A 16,420-nucleotide genomic window follows, 5' to 3' on the forward strand; every position below is an offset into this window, starting at 1 on the left:
GTCAATGCCTCTCAGCGGTGGTGCGGAACGCGTACGAGCCCGCGCCGACCCGGTAGACCGCGGCCCCCTTGTCGAGGCGGTCGAAGGTCACGCCCTCCGCCTCGGCCGCCGGCCGGCCGCCCTCGGTCACCCGTTCCGGCGGCGCGGGCACGTGCACCTCGGCGCGGGTGTTGGGCGGCACGACGACGTCCAGGGCCAGGCGGCCGTCCGTCAGCCGCCAGGAGATCTCCACCTGGCCGTGCCGGGTGCGGTGGGCGGTCCGCGCCCAGCCGATCCCGCCGCCGGGGCGGGGCCGCACGACGATGTCGGCGTAGCCGGGCGAGCCGGGGGCCAGGCCGCCGACCGTCCGGTACATCCAGTCGCCGACGGCGCCGTAGGCGTAGTGGTTGAAGGAGTTCATGCCGGGGTCCTGGAGCCCGCGGTGGTGGCTCCAGGAGTCCCAGCGCTCCCACATGGTCGTCGCGTCGCCGTGCACGACCGGGTAGAGCCAGGACGGGAAGGTGTCCTGCGTCAGCAGCCGGTAGGCCACGTCCAGCCGCCCGGTCGAGGTGAGCGCGTCCAGCAGGTACGGCGTGCCGAGGAACCCGGTCGACAGGTGGCCGCCGCGCGCCTCGACGTCGCCGGCCAGCCGGGCCGCGGCCCTGGGCAGCTCGTGCTCCTCCAGCAGCCCGGCGGTGACGGCCAGCACGTACGCGGTCTGCGTGCCGCTCGCCACCACGCCTGGGCCCTCGACGAAGGCCGCGCGGAAGGCCCGGCGCACCCGTTCGTACAGCTCCAGGCAGAACCGCTCGTCGGCGTCGCGGCCGAGCGCGGCGGCCAGCCCGGCGAGCTGCCGGGCCGACAGCGCGAAGATCGCCGTGCCTACGAGCCGCTTGGGGGTCTCGGCGCCGATCGACAGCCAGTCGCCGAACCCCTCGTCGGGGAAGATGCCGTTCTCGGAGCGCCGGTCCAGGTAGGCCAGCCAGCGCAGCATCGGCTCGAAGCAGGCGGCGACCACACGGGCGTCGCCGCGCAGCCGGTGCAGCGCCCACGGCAGCATCACCAGCGCGTCGCCCCAGCCGGGCGAGCCGGCCTCCTTGGGGTTCGGCGATAGGCCGCGGCCCGACAGCACGTCGGGGACCACGTGGGGGACCGCGCCGTCCTGGCCCTGGGCGTCGACGACGTCGGTCAGCCAGCTCCGCAGGAACGCGGCGGCGTCGTAGTTGAACAGGGCGGTCGGGGCGAAGGCCCAGATGTCGCCGGTCCAGCCGAGCCGCTCGTCCCGCTGCGGGCAGTCGGTGGGGACGGCCAGGAAATTGCCGCGCTGCCCCCACACGATGTTGCGCTGCAACCGGTCGAGCCGCTCGTCGGAGCAGGTGAACTCGCCGGCCGGCTCCATCGCGGCGTGGGCCACCCTGGCGGTGATCGACTCGGGGGCCGCACGCAGGCCCGACACCTCGGCGTACCGGAAGCCGTGGAAGGTGAACCTCGGCTCGAACGTCTCGGCCTGCTCGCCGCGCGGCAGGAACTCGTCCGTGGCGCGGGCCGAGCGCAGGTTGGCCAGGTGCAGGCCGCCCTCGTGGTCGAGGACCTCGGCGTGCCGCAGCACCACCGGGCGGTCGCGGCCGGCGCGGCCGGTGAGCCGGACCCAGCCGACCAGGTTCTGGCCGAAGTCGGCGATCCACACGCCGGGCCGGTGCTCCCACACGCGCACCGGCGCCACCTCCTCGTGCACGCGGATCGGCGGCGCGACGGAGGCGGTCACCCGGCCGGCCGGCGGGCTCACCGGCACCGCGGGCGCCCAGCCGGAGTCGTCGAACCCGGCGGCCGTCCAGCCGAGCGGCTCGGCCGCCAGGTCCTGCCGCTCGCCGTTCTGCAGGTCGGCGTAGCGGATCGCGCCGGAGCCGGCCCGCCAGTCGGTGTCGGTGCGCAGCCTGGTGCGGGTGCCGTCCTCGTGCAGGATCTCCAGCTCGGCGCGGAAGGCCAGGCGGCGGCCGTACTGGAAGGAGCCGAACCAGCTGATGTTGCCGGCGTACCAGCCGTCGGCGAGGACCGCGCCGATCGCGTTGCGTCCCTCCGACACCAGCGCCGTCACGTCGTAGGTCTGGTACGTGACGCGGTGGCGGTAGTCGGTCCAGCCGGGGGCCAGGTGGTCGGCGCCGACCCGGGCGCCGTTGAGGTGGATCTCGTAGACGCCGAGCGCGGTGGCGTACAGCCTGGCCCGGCGCACCGGCGACGGCACGCCGAACTCGCGCCGCAGGTACGGGCTGGGCCGGTCGCCGACCGGCTCGCGGCCCAGCGGCGGGTCGCCGTGCAGCCCCACCTCCTCGGCCAGCCGCCAGCCGGAGTCGTCGAAGCCGGGCTGCTCGAAGCCCTCGCCCGGCCGGTCCTCGGCCCGCCACCGGCCGCCGGAGGTGACGGTCACCGTGCTCTCGCCCGCCACCGGGACGAGCTGCGGCAGCGCGGGCCTCCCTTCGACCACGACCTCCAGCCGCACGCACAGCCCCGGCCCGGCGGCTTTGATCGCGAGCACGTTCTCGCCCGAGGTCACCAGGTCGCCGGCGTCGGCCACGAACGCGCCCGCCCGCCGCTCCCCCGCGACCGGCACCCCGTTGACGTACGCCTCGACCGCCTCGACCGCCCCGGCAGCCCCGGCAGCCCCAGCCGTCCCGGCCGCCCCGGCCGCCGCGGTCCCGCCGCCGTCGCCGATCACCAGCCATGCCGACAGCGGCCTGGCCCCGCCCGGCACCGAGAACCGCGTCCGGAACGCCCCGGCCGGCGACCCGGACGGGCCGAGCGGGCCGGCGACCCAGATGCGCGGCACGTTCTCCAGCGACGGCAGCCGCTCGGAGCCGGGCACCATGGGGGTGCCGATCCAGCCGGCCATCCAGCCGCCGGCCTCGCCGAGCCCGGTCTCGAACCAGTGCGCGGGGCTCCACCCGGACCATTCGCCGTGCTCGTCAGCCGCCTTGACCCGCCACTGGTAGCGCGTCCTCGGCCGCAGCGCGGCGCCGCCGTACGGGACGTCGAAGGTCGCGGACGAGGTCACCACGCCGCTGTCCCAGACGACTTCGGCCCCTTCGCCGGCCGGATCGCCCTCCCGGGCCACGGCCAGCCGGTACGCGCTCTGCGCCCGTCCACGCCCGGCCCCGGTGACCCGCCAGGAGAACTCCGGCGCGTCCACGTCGAGGCCCAGTGGTTCGGCCAGTCCTTCGACACGCAGGTCGGTCACGGCGAGATGCGACAAGAGAGCTCCCGGCTAGTTGAAACATTTCAAGCAATGCGCACCGTAGGCACCGTGAGGTACATCCGTCAATGCCCCGGTTCCAGACGTGCAGCGAAGGGTCGTTTGGCTGAAACATTTCAACCAGTAGACTGGCTCTCTCTGCCAGGTGACCAGAAGGGCTGCCCACCGGTGACCGACATCCACAAGCCGGCCGAGCGCCGCCGGCTCAGCATGGTCGACGTCGCGGCTCATGCCGGCGTGTCCGTGGGAACGGTCTCCAACGTGCTCAACCGGCCCGAGCTGGTGGCCGAGCGCACCTTGCGCCGGGTGCGCGCCTCCATCAAGGCGCTCGGCTTCGTGCCCAGCGCGCCGGCCCGGCAGCTGCGCGGCGGCTCCGGCCGCTCGGTGGGCGTGATGGTGCGCGACATCGGCAACCCGTTCTTCAGCGAGGTGCTGCCGGGCATCGAGACCCGGCTGTCGCAGGAGCAGCTGCTGCTGGTGCTGTGCAGCTCCGGCGACTCGGCCGAGAAGGAGGCCCACTACCTGCAGATCCTGGAGCAGCACCGGGTGCCCGGCATCCTCATCACGCCCGCCGGGCCCGACATCTCCCACCTGGTGGAGCTGCGCAGGCGCGGCATCGGCATGGTGCTGCTCGACCGGCCGGGCGCCGACGCCCAGCTCTGCGCGGTGGCGGTCGACAACGTCAGGGGCGGCGAGCTGGCCGGCGCCCACCTGCTCGCGCTCGGCCACCGGCGCATCGCCTTCCTCAACGGGCCGCCGATCGTGCGCCAGTGCGCCGACCGGCGCGAGGGGCTGGCCAGGGCGGTGCGGGCCGCCGGGCTCGACCCCGACGAGGTGATCACCGAGGTCACGCTGCCCGCGCTGACGCCGCGCGAGGGCGAGGCGGCGCTGGAGCGGCTGCCCGCGCGCAAGGGGCCGACGGCGCTGTTCTGCGTCAACGACACGGTGGCGCTGGGCGCGCTGCGCGGGCTGGAGCGGCGCGGCGTGCGCGTCCCGCACGACATGGCGGTCCTGGGCTACGACGACGTCGAGTTCGCCGAGCTGCTGTCGCCGTCGCTGACCTCGGTCCGCCAGCCCAAGCACCAGCTCGGCCAGGCGGCCGCGGAGCTGCTGCTCACCGACGCCCGGGGCGACGCCAACCACTGGCACCAGGAGATCGTCTTCCAGCCGGAGCTCATGGTCAGGGCCTCGACCGTTCCTCAGTGACGTTTCAAGCCGGTTCGCCGCAGGAAATCGGGTCTTGCCTGGCCGCCTTCTGGGCCTCATTGTTGAGACGTTTAAATCCAGGAGGTCCCATGGGTTGGGTTGCCCGTATCGCCGCCGTCCTCTTACTGCTCCTCCCGGCCGCTCCGGCCGCCGCCGCCACCGCTGCCGCCGCTCTGCCGTACCCGGTCAGGTCCGACTACCGCATCAAGGGCCTGCAACCGGACTTCTGGCCCGACAAGAACGAGATCGCCGGCAACAACGCCGGCGGCGTCGCCATGAACCTCATCTGGGCCGACTGGGAGCCCAGCGTGCGGACGCCGCCGTGCGCGGCGGGCGCGCAGGAGTTCGGCGGGCGCTGCTTCACCGTCGGCTCGGCCGTCGACGCCGCCATCAGGGACTGGACCGGCCGCGGTCTCGTCGTCACCGCCGTCGTCTACGGCACCCCGGCCTGGGCGCGCGGGGCCCGTCCCTGCACGCCCGCCGCCCCCGGGTTCGAGAAGTTCTGCGTCCCCGACGACCCCGCCGACTACGGCCGCTTCGCCGGCATGCTGGCCCAGCGCTACGACGGGCAGCACGGCAACGGCCGCATCGCCGACTTCGTCGTCATGAACGAGGTCAACAGCAACACCTGGTTCGACATCGGCTGCGGCCAGGGCACGGCCTGCGGCACGACCGCCTGGCTGGACGCGATCGCCGCGAACTACAACGCCGCCTACGACGCCGTCATGGCCCAGCAGCCCACGGCGAAGGTGCTCACCTCGCTCGACCACCACTTCGGCACCGCCTACGACCAGCCGGCCGCCTCCGACGCGATGCTGTCGGGCATGACCGTGCTCAAGGGCCTGGCCGCGCGGGCCGGCAACCGGGCCTGGCGGGTCGCCTACCACCCCTACCCGCCGAACCTGCTGGCGCCGCAGTTCTCCGCCGACGACTTCCCGAAGGTCACCTACGGCAACATCGGCGTGCTGGTCGGCTGGCTGCGCCAGCAGTTCCCGAACACGCCGTCGGCCTGGCAGGTGCAGCTCACCGAGAGCGGCGTGAACTCGTTGTCGCCCTCGTCGGAGGCCGCGCAGGCGTCGCAGTTGTGCAACTCCTTCCGCAACGTCCTCGGCACGCCGGGCATCGAGAGCTACGTCTGGCACCGCATGAGCGACCATCCGGACGAGACGGCCGCCGGCCTCGGCGTGGGGCTGCGCCGTACCGACGGCTCGGCCAAGCCGGCGTGGTCGACGTGGGCGCTGGCCAACCGGAACGACCTGTCGCCCCCGCAGTTGTCGTGCGGCTTCGAGCTGCTGCCCCACACCCAGCTCCGGCGCGGCTACCAGGCGAGCAAGGGGCACGTGGCCAGCTCCCGGCTGCTGCCGCCCGGCTTCACCCAGGAGCGCGTGTGGAAGCTGCTGCGCAACCAGGCGGCCGGCACCGTGCCCCTGTACGAGTGCAAGGTCGGCGCGCACACCATGCTCACCCGCGACCCCGGCTGCGAGGGCCAGTTCCCGATGGGCCCGGTCGGGCACGTCTACACCAGCCAGGTGCCCGGATCGGTCGCGCTGCACCGGTGCCGGGCCGCGAGCGGCGACCACCTGGTCACCGACCAGGCGGGCTGCGAGGGCCTGATCCACGAGCAGGTCCTCGGCTACGCGCTGTCCTGACCCCGTCCCGGGCCGGTGGCCGTCCGCGTGACGGCCACCGGCCCGGCGGCTACCGGGTCCGCTTCGCCGGAGTCCTGGCCGCGGCGCGGACCAGGGTGAAGTCGTCGACGTCGAAGTTCGCGCCGGTGAACGTCAGGTACAGCCGGGTCGTGCCGGAGGGCACGCCGGTCAGCGCCGTGGAGACGTCGGCGTAGGACTCCCAGCCGCCGGTGTTCGGCACGGTGACGGCGCCGAGCACCGGCCCCGTCGGCGAGCCGGTACGGAGCTCGAAGCCGCCGGACGGCCCCGGCGAGGCCACCCGCGCCCGGAACCCGGTGACCCCGGTGAGGTCCACGTCGTAGGCCGCCCAGTCGCCCGGGTTGACGTAGCCGAGCACGGTGCCGCCGTGCGCGGGCGCGTGCGGGTAGGTGGCCACGCCGGACGCCTGCGCCCAGGTCTCGGCCTGGACGACGGAGTCCCCGGCCGGCGGGCCGAGCTCCTTGATCCGGATGTTGCGGAAGGACGCCTGGTCGGCGTCGCTGTGGTTCTGGATGCCGATGTGCCCGTTCTTCAGCGAGCGGGCCGGGTCGGTGTTGGTGAAGTCGTTGATCTGCACGCCGTTGAGGAAGACCCGCAGGCGCTCGCCCTCGACCCGGATCTCGTAGGTGTTCCACTCCCCCGGCGGGTTCAGCGCGGCGTCGCGGGCGGCGAGGTCGGCGGCCTTGAAGCCGTAGACCGAGCCGGTGGTCCGGTCCGGGGAGTCGGTGGCGTCGATCTGGATCTCGTAGCCGTTGTTCACCGCCGAGGACGGGTCGGACGAGGGCGGGAAGCCGACGAAGACGCCGGAGTTGTCGTCACCGGCCAGCTTCCAGTCCAGCTTGAGCGAGTAGGAGGTGGTGTACTCCTTGGCCTTGTACCAGAGCAGGCCCATGCCGCCCTGCGAGGTCAGCGTGCCGCCGGCGTTGGCGAACCCGCCCGGCCCGGCCTGCTCCCAGCCGGTGGTCGAGCCGTTGTAGAGGGTGGTGTAGCCGGTCTCGGGGCGGCAGTCGGCCTTGGCCTGGCCGGTGGCGTAGGCCAGGCCGCCGCGCAGGTGCTGCCGGAAGGCGGGCTCGGCGAAGGACTCCGCGGTGTGCCCGCCGCCGGTGTAGAAGGACCGCCCCCCGTCGTACGGCTTGCACCAGGCGATCGGGTGGTCGGCGCCCATCGTGCCGCCCGAGTACGTCGACTCGTCCAGGGTGGCCAGCACGTGGGCGCCGGTCCTGGCGTTGGTCCGGTAGTCGTACCATTCGTCCGTCCGCGGCCAGGTGGCGTCCAGGTGGGCGGTCGCCGGGTGGGCGCGGTCCTCGACCTTGACCGTCGCCTTCTGCACCGCCGGGTGGGCGGCGAACCAGGCGCCGACGAGGCCGCCGTACCAGGGCCAGTCGTACTCGGTGTCGGCGGCCGCGTGGATGCCGGCGTAGCCGCCGCCCGCCCTGACGTACGCCTCGAACGCCGTCTGCTGCGCGGCGTCGAGCACGTCACCGGTGGTGTTGAGGAAGACGACCGCCTTGTACGCGGCCAGGTTCGCCGCGGTGAAGGCGGCCGGGTCCTCGGTGGCGGTCACGCCGAACCCGAGATCCCTGATCGCCTGGACGCCCGCCGCGATCGAGTCGTGCCGGAACCCCGCCGTACGGGAGAAGACCAGGACGGCGGGGCCGCCGGCGGCGGGGGTCGCCGTGGTGAACCTCTGGGCCGTGCCGCCGTTGCACGTCCTGATGACGAGCTGGGCCGGGTCGGTGGCGTCGAGGCACTTGCCGAGCGCCTTGAGCGCGCCGCCCTCGGCGGTCCACTTCTGCGCGCCCGTGCCGTTGCAGGTCCAGATCTGCACCTTGGTGCCGTCGGCGCTGTTGGCGCCGGCCACGTCGAGGCACTTGCCGAGCGCCTTGACGGTCTGGCCGTCGACGGTCCAGTTCTGGGCGTTCGTGCCGTTGCAGGTGTAGAGCTGCACCTTGGTGCCGTCGGCGGTGCCGGCGCCGGCGACGTCCACGCACCTGCCGTCGGCGGCGCGGATCGGGCCGACCGCCATCGCCTCCTCGGCCAGGGTGAAGTCGTCGAGGTCGAACAGCGCCCCGGCGCCTCCGGTGAAGACCAGGTAGAGCGTGGTGGACGCGGCGGTCGCGCCGGACAGCGGGGCCTGCACGTCGGTGAATGTCTCCCAGCCGCCCGTCACCGGGACGGCGGCCTTGCCGAGCAGCGGCCCGGTGGGCGAGCCCGTGCGCACCTCGATGGAGCCGCCGACGCCGCCCGAGGAGACCCGCGCCCGGAAGGTCCTGGCGTCGTCGAGGCGGTAGGGGGTGAAGGCGATCCAGTCGCCGTTGTGCACGTCGCCGACCGTCCTGCCGCCGTGCGCGGCGGCCTTGGAGATCTGCGAGACGCCGGACATCGTCGCGTAGTGCTCGGCCTGGCGGTGGCGTGGTTGCAGGACGTGCTGGGTGTGGGTGGTCAGGCCGCCCTGGTCGGTGTACTCGGCGTCGAAGACGGCGAAGATGTTGGCCGCGTCGTCGTGCTCGCCGTCGGCCGGGATGGTCAGCTCGCCCGCGCAGCCGTTCTTCGAGGTGATCTGGTGGCCGTGGCTGTCGTGGCCGAGGACGTACGTCATCCGCACCTTGGCGCAGTCGATCTGCGCGTCCTCGGGGTCGGTCACCCCGATGGTGAAGGGCACGGTGTCGCCCCAGGTGAACAGCGTCCCGGGGGCGGGCGTGCCGATGGTCACGGCGGGGGCGGTGTTGCCGGCCGTGATGACCACGCCGGCGGTTCCGGCGTTGCCCTGGGGGTCGCGCACGGTGAGCGTGGCGGTGAACCTGCCCTCGGTGGTGTAGGTCTTGGTCGGGTTCGGGGCGGTGGAGGTGGTGCCGTCGCCGAAGTCCCAGGCGTAGGTGAGCGCGCCGCCCTCGGGGTCGGCGGAGCCGGCGCTGGAGAAGGCCACGGTGAGCGGGAGCTTGCCGGAGGTCTTGTCGGCCTTGGCGACCGCGACCGGCGAGCGGTTCCGGTCCTTGATGTACTCGACGCGGTAGAGGGCGGAGTTGGCGTCGCCGCCGAAGTAGCCCGAGCCGTAGTCCAGGACGTAGAGCGCGCCGTCGGGCCCGAAGGCCAGGTCCATCACCTGCGTGCCGGTCCATGGGAAGGCGGCGATCTCGCCGCGCGTGCCGTCGGCGGCCACGTCGACGGCCTTGATCCACTTGCGGCCGAACTCGCCGGCGAAGAAGTGCCCGTCGAGGTCCTGGGGGAACTTGACGGCGGAGTTCAGGGCGGCGTCGTAGCGGTAGATCGGGCCGCCCATCGGCGACTCCGAGCCGCTGCCGAACTCGGGCGGCGAGCCGGCGTCGCCGCCGTACCTGATCCAGGCGGGCTTGGCGGGCGGGAGCTTGGCCAGGCCGGTGTTGCGCGGCGAGTCGTTGGCCGGGCCGCCGGCGGCGCAGTCGTACTTCTGGCCCGACGGGCCCGAGGGGAAGGTGTAGTCGTTGTAGGTCTCGGCCAGCGTGTTGGTCCCGGTGCAGTACGGCCAGCCGTAGTTGCCGGGGCCGGTGACGCGGTCGAACTCGACCTGCCCGGCGGGCCCGCGGGCCGGGTCGGTGCTGCCGGCGTCGGGGCCGTAGTCGCCGACGTAGACCACGCCGGTGGCCTTGTCCACGGTCATCCTGAACGGGTTGCGGAAGCCCATGGCGTAGATCTCGGGCCTGGTCCGCGCGGTGCCCGGCGGGAAGAGGTTGCCCGCGGGGATCGTGTAGGTGCCGTCGGCGGGGTTGACCTTGATGCGCAGGATCTTGCCGCGCAGGTCGTTGGTGTTGCCGGCGCTGCGCTGGGCGTCGTAGACGGGGTTGCGGTCGGGGCGCTCGTCGATGGGGGCGTAGCCGGCCGAGTCGAAGGGGTTGGAGTCGTCGCCGGTGGACAGGTAGAGGTTGCCCTGGGCGTCGAAGTCCATGTCGCCGCCGACGTGGCAGCACATGCCGCGGTCGGCGGCCACGTCGAGGACGGTCCGCTGCGAGGCCGTGTCGAGCGTCCAGTCGGGCTTGAGGGTGAACCGGGCCAGGCGGTTGACGCCCTGCCAGGCCGACCAGTCGGCGCCGGTCGCGGGGGCGTCGCCGGACGGCGTGCTCAGGCGCGGGGCGTAGTAGAGGTAGATGGTCCGGTTGGCGGTGAAGCCGGGGTCCACGGCTACGCCCTGGAGGCCCTCCTCGTCGTGGGTGTAGACGGGCAGCGTCCCGATCACGGTGGTCTGTCCCTGGGCGTCGGTGCGGCGCAGCGTCCCGTCGCGGGCCGTGTGCAGCACCGACAGGTCGGGCAGCACGGCCATGGTCATCGGCTCGCCCATCTCGGCCACGCCCTTGGCCAGCTCGACGCGCTGGTAGTCGGCGGGGTCGATGGCGGCGTGGGCGCGGGCGGGCGGGGCGGGCGAGGCGGCCACGGTGAGCACGACGGCGCTCGACATGGCCAGGAGGACGGCGCTGACCCGCGCCGTCCATCGGGCGGCACGGGTGGGTCTGCCGGGGGGCGTCCTGGGAGGCATCGCGGAGGTTCCCTTTCCGTGGGGGGTGGACCGGGAGGGAGGGTTCCATTGGCGGACGATCGAAGAACCTTCGTAGATCGCGACAGTAGATCTGACTTTTGATGATTGTCAACGAAAGTCCGTTAAGTCCCAGACGAAACGGTTTCGGTCCGTGGCCGGAACGGCGAAGCGCCCCGCCTGCCGCGGGCAGGCGGGCGCTTTCGCGGACGCGGTCAGCCGGCCAGGGCGCTGTCGACCGCCTCCGGGGCCAGGACGTGCTCCAGCACCATGACGGCCGCCCCGATGACGCCCGCCCGGTCGCCCAGCTCGCTGACCTGGATGCGCAGGTGCTGGGTGGCCAGCGGCAGCGAGCGCTTGTAGATGGCCTCGCGCACCCCCGCCAGCAGGTGCTCACCGGCGTCGGCCAGGTCGCCGCCGATCACGATGGCGGCCGGGTTGAAGAAGTTGACGATCGTGGCCAGCACGTCGCCGATCTCGCGCCCGGCCTGGCGGACGAGCTGGGCGGCGTCGCGGTTGCCGGCGCGCAGCAGCGCGACGACGTCCCGGCCGCCCGCGGCGGGCACGCCGGTGGCCGAGATGCGGGCGGCCAGCGCGGCCCCGCCGGCCAGGGCCTCCAGGCAGCCCACGTTGCCGCAGTGGCACAGCACGGCGTCGTCGGCGGTGGCGACCCGGATGTGGCCGATGTCGCCGGCCGCGCCCTGCGCGCCCCGGTGGAGGCGGCCGTCGGAGATCACGCCGCAGCCGATGCCGGTGCCGATCTTGACGAAGACGAGCTGGCCGGTCGCCTGCCGTCCGGCGCGCTGCTCGCCGAGCGCCATGATGTTGACGTCGTTGTCCACGAAGACCGGCACGCCCAGCCGCTCCCCCAGCCACTCGGGCACCGGGAACCGGTCCCAGCCCGGCATGAGGGGCGGGTTGACCGGGCGGCCCGTCGGGTACTCGACCGGGCCCGGCAGGCCGATGCCCGCCCCGCACACGTCGGCCAGGTCGCGGCCGCTCTCGTCGAGCAGGTCGGCGAACGTGCGCGCGAGCCGCCCGAGCGTCGCCTCGGGGCCCTGGTCGATCGGCGCGTCGGCGGTGCGCTCGGCCAGCACCGCGCCGCCGAGGTCGGTGATCGCCACCCGCTCGTGCGTGACGCCCAGGTCGGCGGCCAGGACGAGCCGGGCGGTGCGGTTGAAGGCGAACATGGCCGCGGGCCGCCCGCCCGAGGAGACGACGTCGTCGGCGGGCAGCACCCAGCGGTGGCGGAGCAGGGCGTCGAGGCGCAGGGACACGGTGGACCGGGCCAGCCCGGTGAGCTGCACCAGCTCGGTCCGGGTGCGCGGAGGCCCGTCCCGCAGCAGGGAGAGCAGCGCGCCGGCCCCCGCCGTCGCGCCGTTGAGCGTGTCCAGAGTCAACACCAGCCTCTCCGCCGATGACGGCAGCCACTTCAGAGGAGCCCAAGTCTATCTTCGCCGACCGGCGCACGACTTATGGCTGAGCATCGACATAAGGGCGTCGATCCCGGAGCCGATCACGTCGCCAGCGGGAGCCTCAGGACGAAGCGGGCGCCGCCCGGGTGGTCGGCCACGAAGAGGTCGCCTCCGTAGGCGTGGGCGATCTCGCGGGCGATCGGCAGGCCGAAGCCCGAGCCGCCGGCGTCCAGCGAGCGCGCCTGCTCCTGCCGGTACAGCCGGTGGAAGATGCGCTCGCGCTCCTCGGACGGGATGCCGGGCCCGTCGTCGATGACCTCCAGGACGGCGTACGGCGGCGCGGCGGCGACCACGAACTCGATCCTGCTGGTGGTGTGGCGCTCGGCGTTGGCGACCAGGTTGGACAGCAGCCGGGCCAGCCGCACCCGCGAGGCGCGGACCACCACGCCCTCCTCCAGCCGGGTCAGGACGGACGCGCTCGGCGGATGCGCGTCCAGCTCCTCCACCACCAGGCGGGCCAGATCGACGAGGTCGGCGCCGGGCGGCGGGGCGGTGTAGAGGCGGGCCAGGGCGAGCAGGTCGCCGACGATGTCGTTGAGCCGCTCGGCGTCCCGGTGCAGGCTGCGCAGGGTCCGGCGGAGGTCGGCGCCGGGGTCGGACAGGGCCTCCTCCAGCTCGGTCAGCAGGCCGGTGATCGGGTTGCGCAGGTCGTGGGCGGCGTCGAAGACGAACCGCTGCTGGTGCTCGATCGTCTCGTGCAGCATGGAGACCTTCTGCTGCTCCTGGCGGTAGGCCTGGTGCAGCAGCGCGTCGCCCTTCAGGGGGCCGGAGACCCGGGCGGCGGGCCGGGGTTCGAGCGACCCGGTGACGTCCTCGAACACGACGACGATCTCCGTCACCTCGCCCGACGGGTCGAGCACCGGGGCGTTCGCCAGGCGCCAGTGGCGCCGGCCGGGCGGATCCCAGTCGTCGCGCAGCAGCGGCACGACGTCGCCGGCGGCGGTGGCGGCCACCCGCTCCAGCGAGGCGCGCACCTTCGCCGCGCCCGGCTCGCTCAGGCCGCCCAGCACCGGGGCCGCGCCGAGCAGGGCGCGGCCGACGACCTCCGCCCGGTCCTGGCCGGTCATCCGCAGGTAGGCGTCGTTGACGGCGAGCACGACCTGGCCCCGGGTGAGCAGCATGCAGGGACACGGCAGCGCCTCGAACGCCGCCTGGTATCCGACCGTCGCTCCCATCACCGGGTCCCCCTCAGGCGCCACATACCCCCGTAAGGCCGCTGACATGCGGAAATGCCATGTTGTTGTCATTCTCATTCTCGATAGTGATAACGTGTGAAGCGTGACGACCTCGACAGAGCGCTGGGCCGAGCTGGCGCTGCATCCCGTGCGCATCCGCATCCTGCGCGCCGCCGCCGGGGGCCGCCGTACGCCCTCGGAGCTGGCGGCCCTGCTGCCCGACGTGCCGCAGGCGACGCTCTACCGGCAGATCGCGACGCTGGCCAAGGCCGGGATGCTGGAGGTCGTCGAGGAGCACAAGGTCGGCGGAGCGACCGAACGGGTCTACGCGGTGCCCGGGGGCGGCCTGACGCCGTCCCCCGAGGCCCTGGCCACGGCGTCGGCGGAGGACCACGCGCGGTGGTTCACCGCGTTCGCCGGCAGCCTGCTGTCGGAGTTCGCGCGCTACCTCGACCGCGAGCGCGTCGATCTGGCCGCCGACGGCGCCGGATACCAGCAGGTGGTCCTGCACCTGGACGACGAGGAGTTCGTCGCCTTCGCCACGGGGTTCGCCGAGCTGCTGCGCCCCCTGCTGGCGAACGAGCCGGGACAGGGGCGTACGCCGCGCTTGCTGGCGACTGTCCTGCTCCCCCTGAAGGAAGGCTGAACCATGGCAACGATGTACGTCGACGAGGGTCTGGTCACGATCGAACTCGGCCGCTGGGAGCGGTTGCTCACCGGTCACGGCCGGTACGCGTGCCCGCTCGCGTCCGTGCGGGAGGTGCGGGTCGCGGGCGATCCGCTGCGCGTCCCGCGCGGGGCGCGCAAGGGGCTGAGCGTGGCGGGCCACGTCAAGATCGGCGTGTGGGGCCTGTTCGGCGGGCGGCGGCAGCTCGTGTCGGTGACCGGCGACACGCCTGCGGTGCACCTGCTGCTCGACCGCGCCGCCTCCGGCGGCGAGTTCGACGAGGTGGTCCTCTCGGTCCCCGACGCCGGCCGGGCCGCCGCCGCGATCCAGGCAGCGGTCCAGGCAGCGGTCCAGGCGGCGGTCCAGGCAGCGGTCCAGGCAGCGGTACGGGCGGCGGCCGCGTGACCGGCGTCGAGGTCACCGGCCTGACCAAGCGGTACGGCGCGCTGACCGCCGTCGACGACCTCAGCTTCACGGTCCGGCCCGGGGCGGTCACCGCGTTCCTCGGCCTCAACGGCGCCGGGAAGACCACGACGATGCGCATGATGGTCGGCCACGTCACCCCCACCAGCGGCGGCGTGACGATCGGCGGCCGCCGCTACCGTGACCTGCCGCGCCCGACCACCGTGGTGGGCGCGACCTTCGACGCAGCCTCCTTCCACCCCCGGCACTCGGTCCGCGACCATCTGCGCGTCTACGCCGCGATGGGCGGCCATCCCGATCGCCGGGTCGGCGACCTGCTGGGCCTGGTGGGCCTGGCCGGAGCCGCCGGGCGGGCGACCGGCGCCCTGTCCACCGGGATGCGGCAGCGGCTCAACCTGGCCACCGCCCTGCTCGGCGACCCCCGGGTGCTGCTGCTGGACGAGCCGGGCAACGGCCTGGACCCCGAGGGGGCGGCGTGGCTGCGCTCGTTCCTGCGCGGGATGGCCGCGCAGGGGCGGACGGTGCTGGTCTCCAGCCACGTGCTGGCCGAGGTGGAGCAGGTCGCCGACGACGTGGTGGTCATCGGGCGGGGGCGGCTGCTGGCCGCCGGCCCCCTGCGCGAGCTGTGCGGCGCCGAGCCGGACGTGCTGGTGCGCACCCCCGACGCCGCCGCCCTGCGCGCGGCGCTGGCCGCCGAGGCCGCGCAGGTGGACGTGACCGGCCCGCACGACCTGCGGGTCCGCGGCCTCGATCCGGTCCGGGTCGCCGCCTTGGCCGCGGCCCGCGGGCTGCCGGTCCACGGCCTGACCACCGAACGCCCGCCCCTGGAACGGCTCTTCCTCGGCCTCACCGGCCAGGCGCCGGGCGTGCAGGAACGGGCGGGCGCGGGCGAGGAGGCGGCGGGCGTGCGGGAGTCGGCGGGCGCGGGTGGGGAGGCGGCGGCGTGAGCGGGTTCGTGCGTGCGGAGTTCCGGCGGCTGCTGGCCACCAGGATGTGGTGGGGCCTGCCGCTGACGGCCGTCCTGCTCGGGGGCGGGCTGATCGGGCTGCTGGCCGTGGTCGGGCCGGAGAACTTCGAGCCGCCGATGCCGGGGCTGGACACCGAGGCGGGGGTGCGGGCCGTCCTGGGGTTCCTCGGGTTCACCGCCTTCGTGCCGGCCGCCGTCGGGACGCTCGCCGTCACGTCGGAGTACCGGCACCGCACGGTGAACTTCACCTTCCTGTTCGCGCCGGACCGGTGGCGGGTGCTGGTGGCCAAGCTCGTCGCCTACGCGGTGGCGGGTCTGGCGTACGGGCTGGTGCTGGCCGGCGCGGCCGGGGCGGCGCTGTTCGGCGTGGCCGCGGCCCGCGGCGCCGAGCTGGGCCTGCCCGCCGGGACGATCGTGGCGCTGCTGGCCCGGCTGGGCGTGGCGATGGCGGTCTACGTGGTGCTCGGCGTGGGCGTCGGCGCGCTGATCCGCAACCAGGTCGCGGCGCTGTGCGTGGTGATCGGCTACCTGTACGGCGGCGAGCTGGCACTGATCATGATCCCCGGCGTGCGGGAGCTGTACCCGTGGCTGCCCGGCGGCGCGACCTCGGCGCTGACCGACTTCACCGCCGTGGCCGACGCGCTGGCCGCCCAGCTGTCCAGCGAGCCGGTCCGGCTGCTGTCACCGGCCGCCGGGGCGCTGGTCCTGCTGGCGTACGCGGCGCTGGCGAGCGCGGCCGCCGTCCTGCGTCCGCTGCGCCGGGACGTCGCCTGACCCGCTGCTGGTGATCTTCGGCCAGGACGACCGGAGATGGCGTTCGTCCTCGGCCGCCGGCTACCGGCTACCGGACGGTCCCCGGCGCGACCGTCGGGCTACTGCCCGGGACCGGGCACGCCCCCATGCTGGAGGACATGGAGCCCCGGACGCGGGGACCGGTGGAGCCCCGGGCGCGGGAACCGGTGGAGCCCCGGGGGGGGGGGGGGGGGGGGGGGGGGGGGGGCGGGGGGGGGGGGGGGGGGGTCGGCGTCGGGCCGCCGGGGCCCACCTGGAGGTCGACGCAGTTGTAGAAGGCGTTCTCCGTGTCGGCGATGTTCCAGATGGCCAGCAGCT

Annotated in this window: 10 protein-coding genes; 6 read left to right on the forward strand and 4 right to left on the reverse strand. The window is 74.1% G+C overall.

Annotation, left to right across the window (positions count from 1 at the left end; genetic code table 11):
- Position 1 precedes the first annotated feature (1 nt).
- The gene (locus tag ACIBST_RS41305; protein ID WP_397178956.1) at positions 2–3,211 is read right to left on the reverse strand and encodes a family 78 glycoside hydrolase catalytic domain; all 3,210 of its coding nucleotides are present in this window, start codon (positions 3,209–3,211) and stop codon (positions 2–4) included.
- A gap of 183 nt (positions 3,212–3,394) precedes the next feature.
- Here ACIBST_RS41305 and ACIBST_RS41310 point away from each other — a divergent pair, with 183 nt between their 5' ends.
- Together ACIBST_RS41310 and ACIBST_RS41315 are read left to right on the forward strand one after the other, a co-directional pair.
- Positions 3,395–4,432: a LacI family DNA-binding transcriptional regulator gene (locus tag ACIBST_RS41310; protein WP_397178957.1), complete on the forward strand. Its 1,038-nt coding sequence runs from the start codon at positions 3,395–3,397 to the stop codon at positions 4,430–4,432.
- Positions 4,433–4,521: 89 nt separating this feature from the next.
- Positions 4,522–6,081 (forward strand): DUF5722 domain-containing protein, encoded by a 1,560-nt coding sequence (locus tag ACIBST_RS41315; RefSeq protein ID WP_397178958.1) that lies wholly within the window; start codon positions 4,522–4,524, stop codon positions 6,079–6,081.
- A gap of 49 nt (positions 6,082–6,130) precedes the next feature.
- Here the strand turns inward: ACIBST_RS41315 and ACIBST_RS41320 are convergent, their stop codons facing one another.
- From ACIBST_RS41320 to ACIBST_RS41330, 3 genes are all read right to left on the reverse strand, one after another.
- Positions 6,131–10,528 carry a ThuA domain-containing protein gene (locus ACIBST_RS41320; RefSeq protein ID WP_397178959.1) on the reverse strand — a complete coding sequence of 1,466 codons (4,398 nt, stop codon included), beginning with the start codon at positions 10,526–10,528 and terminating at the stop codon, positions 6,131–6,133.
- A 290-nt stretch (positions 10,529–10,818) separates the two neighbouring features.
- Positions 10,819–12,006, reverse strand: coding sequence for an ROK family protein (locus tag ACIBST_RS41325; RefSeq protein WP_397178960.1), 1,188 nt, complete (start codon positions 12,004–12,006; stop codon positions 10,819–10,821).
- Between the two features lie 113 nt (positions 12,007–12,119).
- A complete protein-coding gene (locus ACIBST_RS41330) occupies positions 12,120–13,253 on the reverse strand; it encodes a sensor histidine kinase (RefSeq protein ID WP_397178961.1) in 1,134 nt (377 codons plus the stop codon).
- Between the two features lie 103 nt (positions 13,254–13,356).
- Here ACIBST_RS41330 and ACIBST_RS41335 point away from each other — a divergent pair, with 103 nt between their 5' ends.
- Genes ACIBST_RS41335 through ACIBST_RS41350 form a run of 4 tightly spaced genes read left to right on the forward strand, consistent with a single transcriptional unit; the run spans position 13,357 to position 16,084 of the window.
- Positions 13,357–13,899 (forward strand): helix-turn-helix domain-containing protein, encoded by a 543-nt coding sequence (locus ACIBST_RS41335; RefSeq protein WP_397178962.1) that lies wholly within the window; start codon positions 13,357–13,359, stop codon positions 13,897–13,899.
- A 3-nt stretch (positions 13,900–13,902) separates the two neighbouring features.
- Entirely contained in the window at positions 13,903–14,325 is a 423-nt protein-coding gene (locus ACIBST_RS41340; protein ID WP_397178963.1) for a hypothetical protein, read from the forward strand.
- Positions 14,322–15,290 (forward strand): ABC transporter ATP-binding protein, encoded by a 969-nt coding sequence (locus ACIBST_RS41345; RefSeq protein WP_397178964.1) that lies wholly within the window; start codon positions 14,322–14,324, stop codon positions 15,288–15,290. Before ACIBST_RS41340 ends, ACIBST_RS41345 begins: the two co-directional genes overlap by 4 nt.
- Positions 15,287–16,084, forward strand: a complete 798-nt coding sequence (locus ACIBST_RS41350) for an ABC transporter permease (RefSeq protein ID WP_397178965.1) — start codon at positions 15,287–15,289, stop codon at positions 16,082–16,084. Before ACIBST_RS41345 ends, ACIBST_RS41350 begins: the two co-directional genes overlap by 4 nt.
- The last annotated feature ends 336 nt before the right edge of the window (positions 16,085–16,420 follow it).

Source organism: Nonomuraea sp. NPDC049684 (assembly GCF_044465345.1).
Classification (GTDB): domain Bacteria; phylum Actinomycetota; class Actinomycetes; order Streptosporangiales; family Streptosporangiaceae; genus Nonomuraea.

What these genes read in the sequence shown, in the direction of transcription:
- ACIBST_RS41315 (WP_397178958.1), top strand. Translation starts at nt 4,522, where the DNA reads ATGGGTTGGGTTGCCCGTATCGCCGCCGTCCTCTTACTGCTCCTCCCG.
- ACIBST_RS41320 (WP_397178959.1), bottom strand. Translation starts at nt 10,528, where the DNA reads ATGTCGAGCGCCGTCGTGCTCACCGTGGCCGCCTCGCCCGCCCCGCCC.
- ACIBST_RS41330 (WP_397178961.1), bottom strand. Translation starts at nt 13,253, where the DNA reads ATGGGAGCGACGGTCGGATACCAGGCGGCGTTCGAGGCGCTGCCGTGT.
- ACIBST_RS41340 (WP_397178963.1), top strand. Translation starts at nt 13,903, where the DNA reads ATGGCAACGATGTACGTCGACGAGGGTCTGGTCACGATCGAACTCGGC.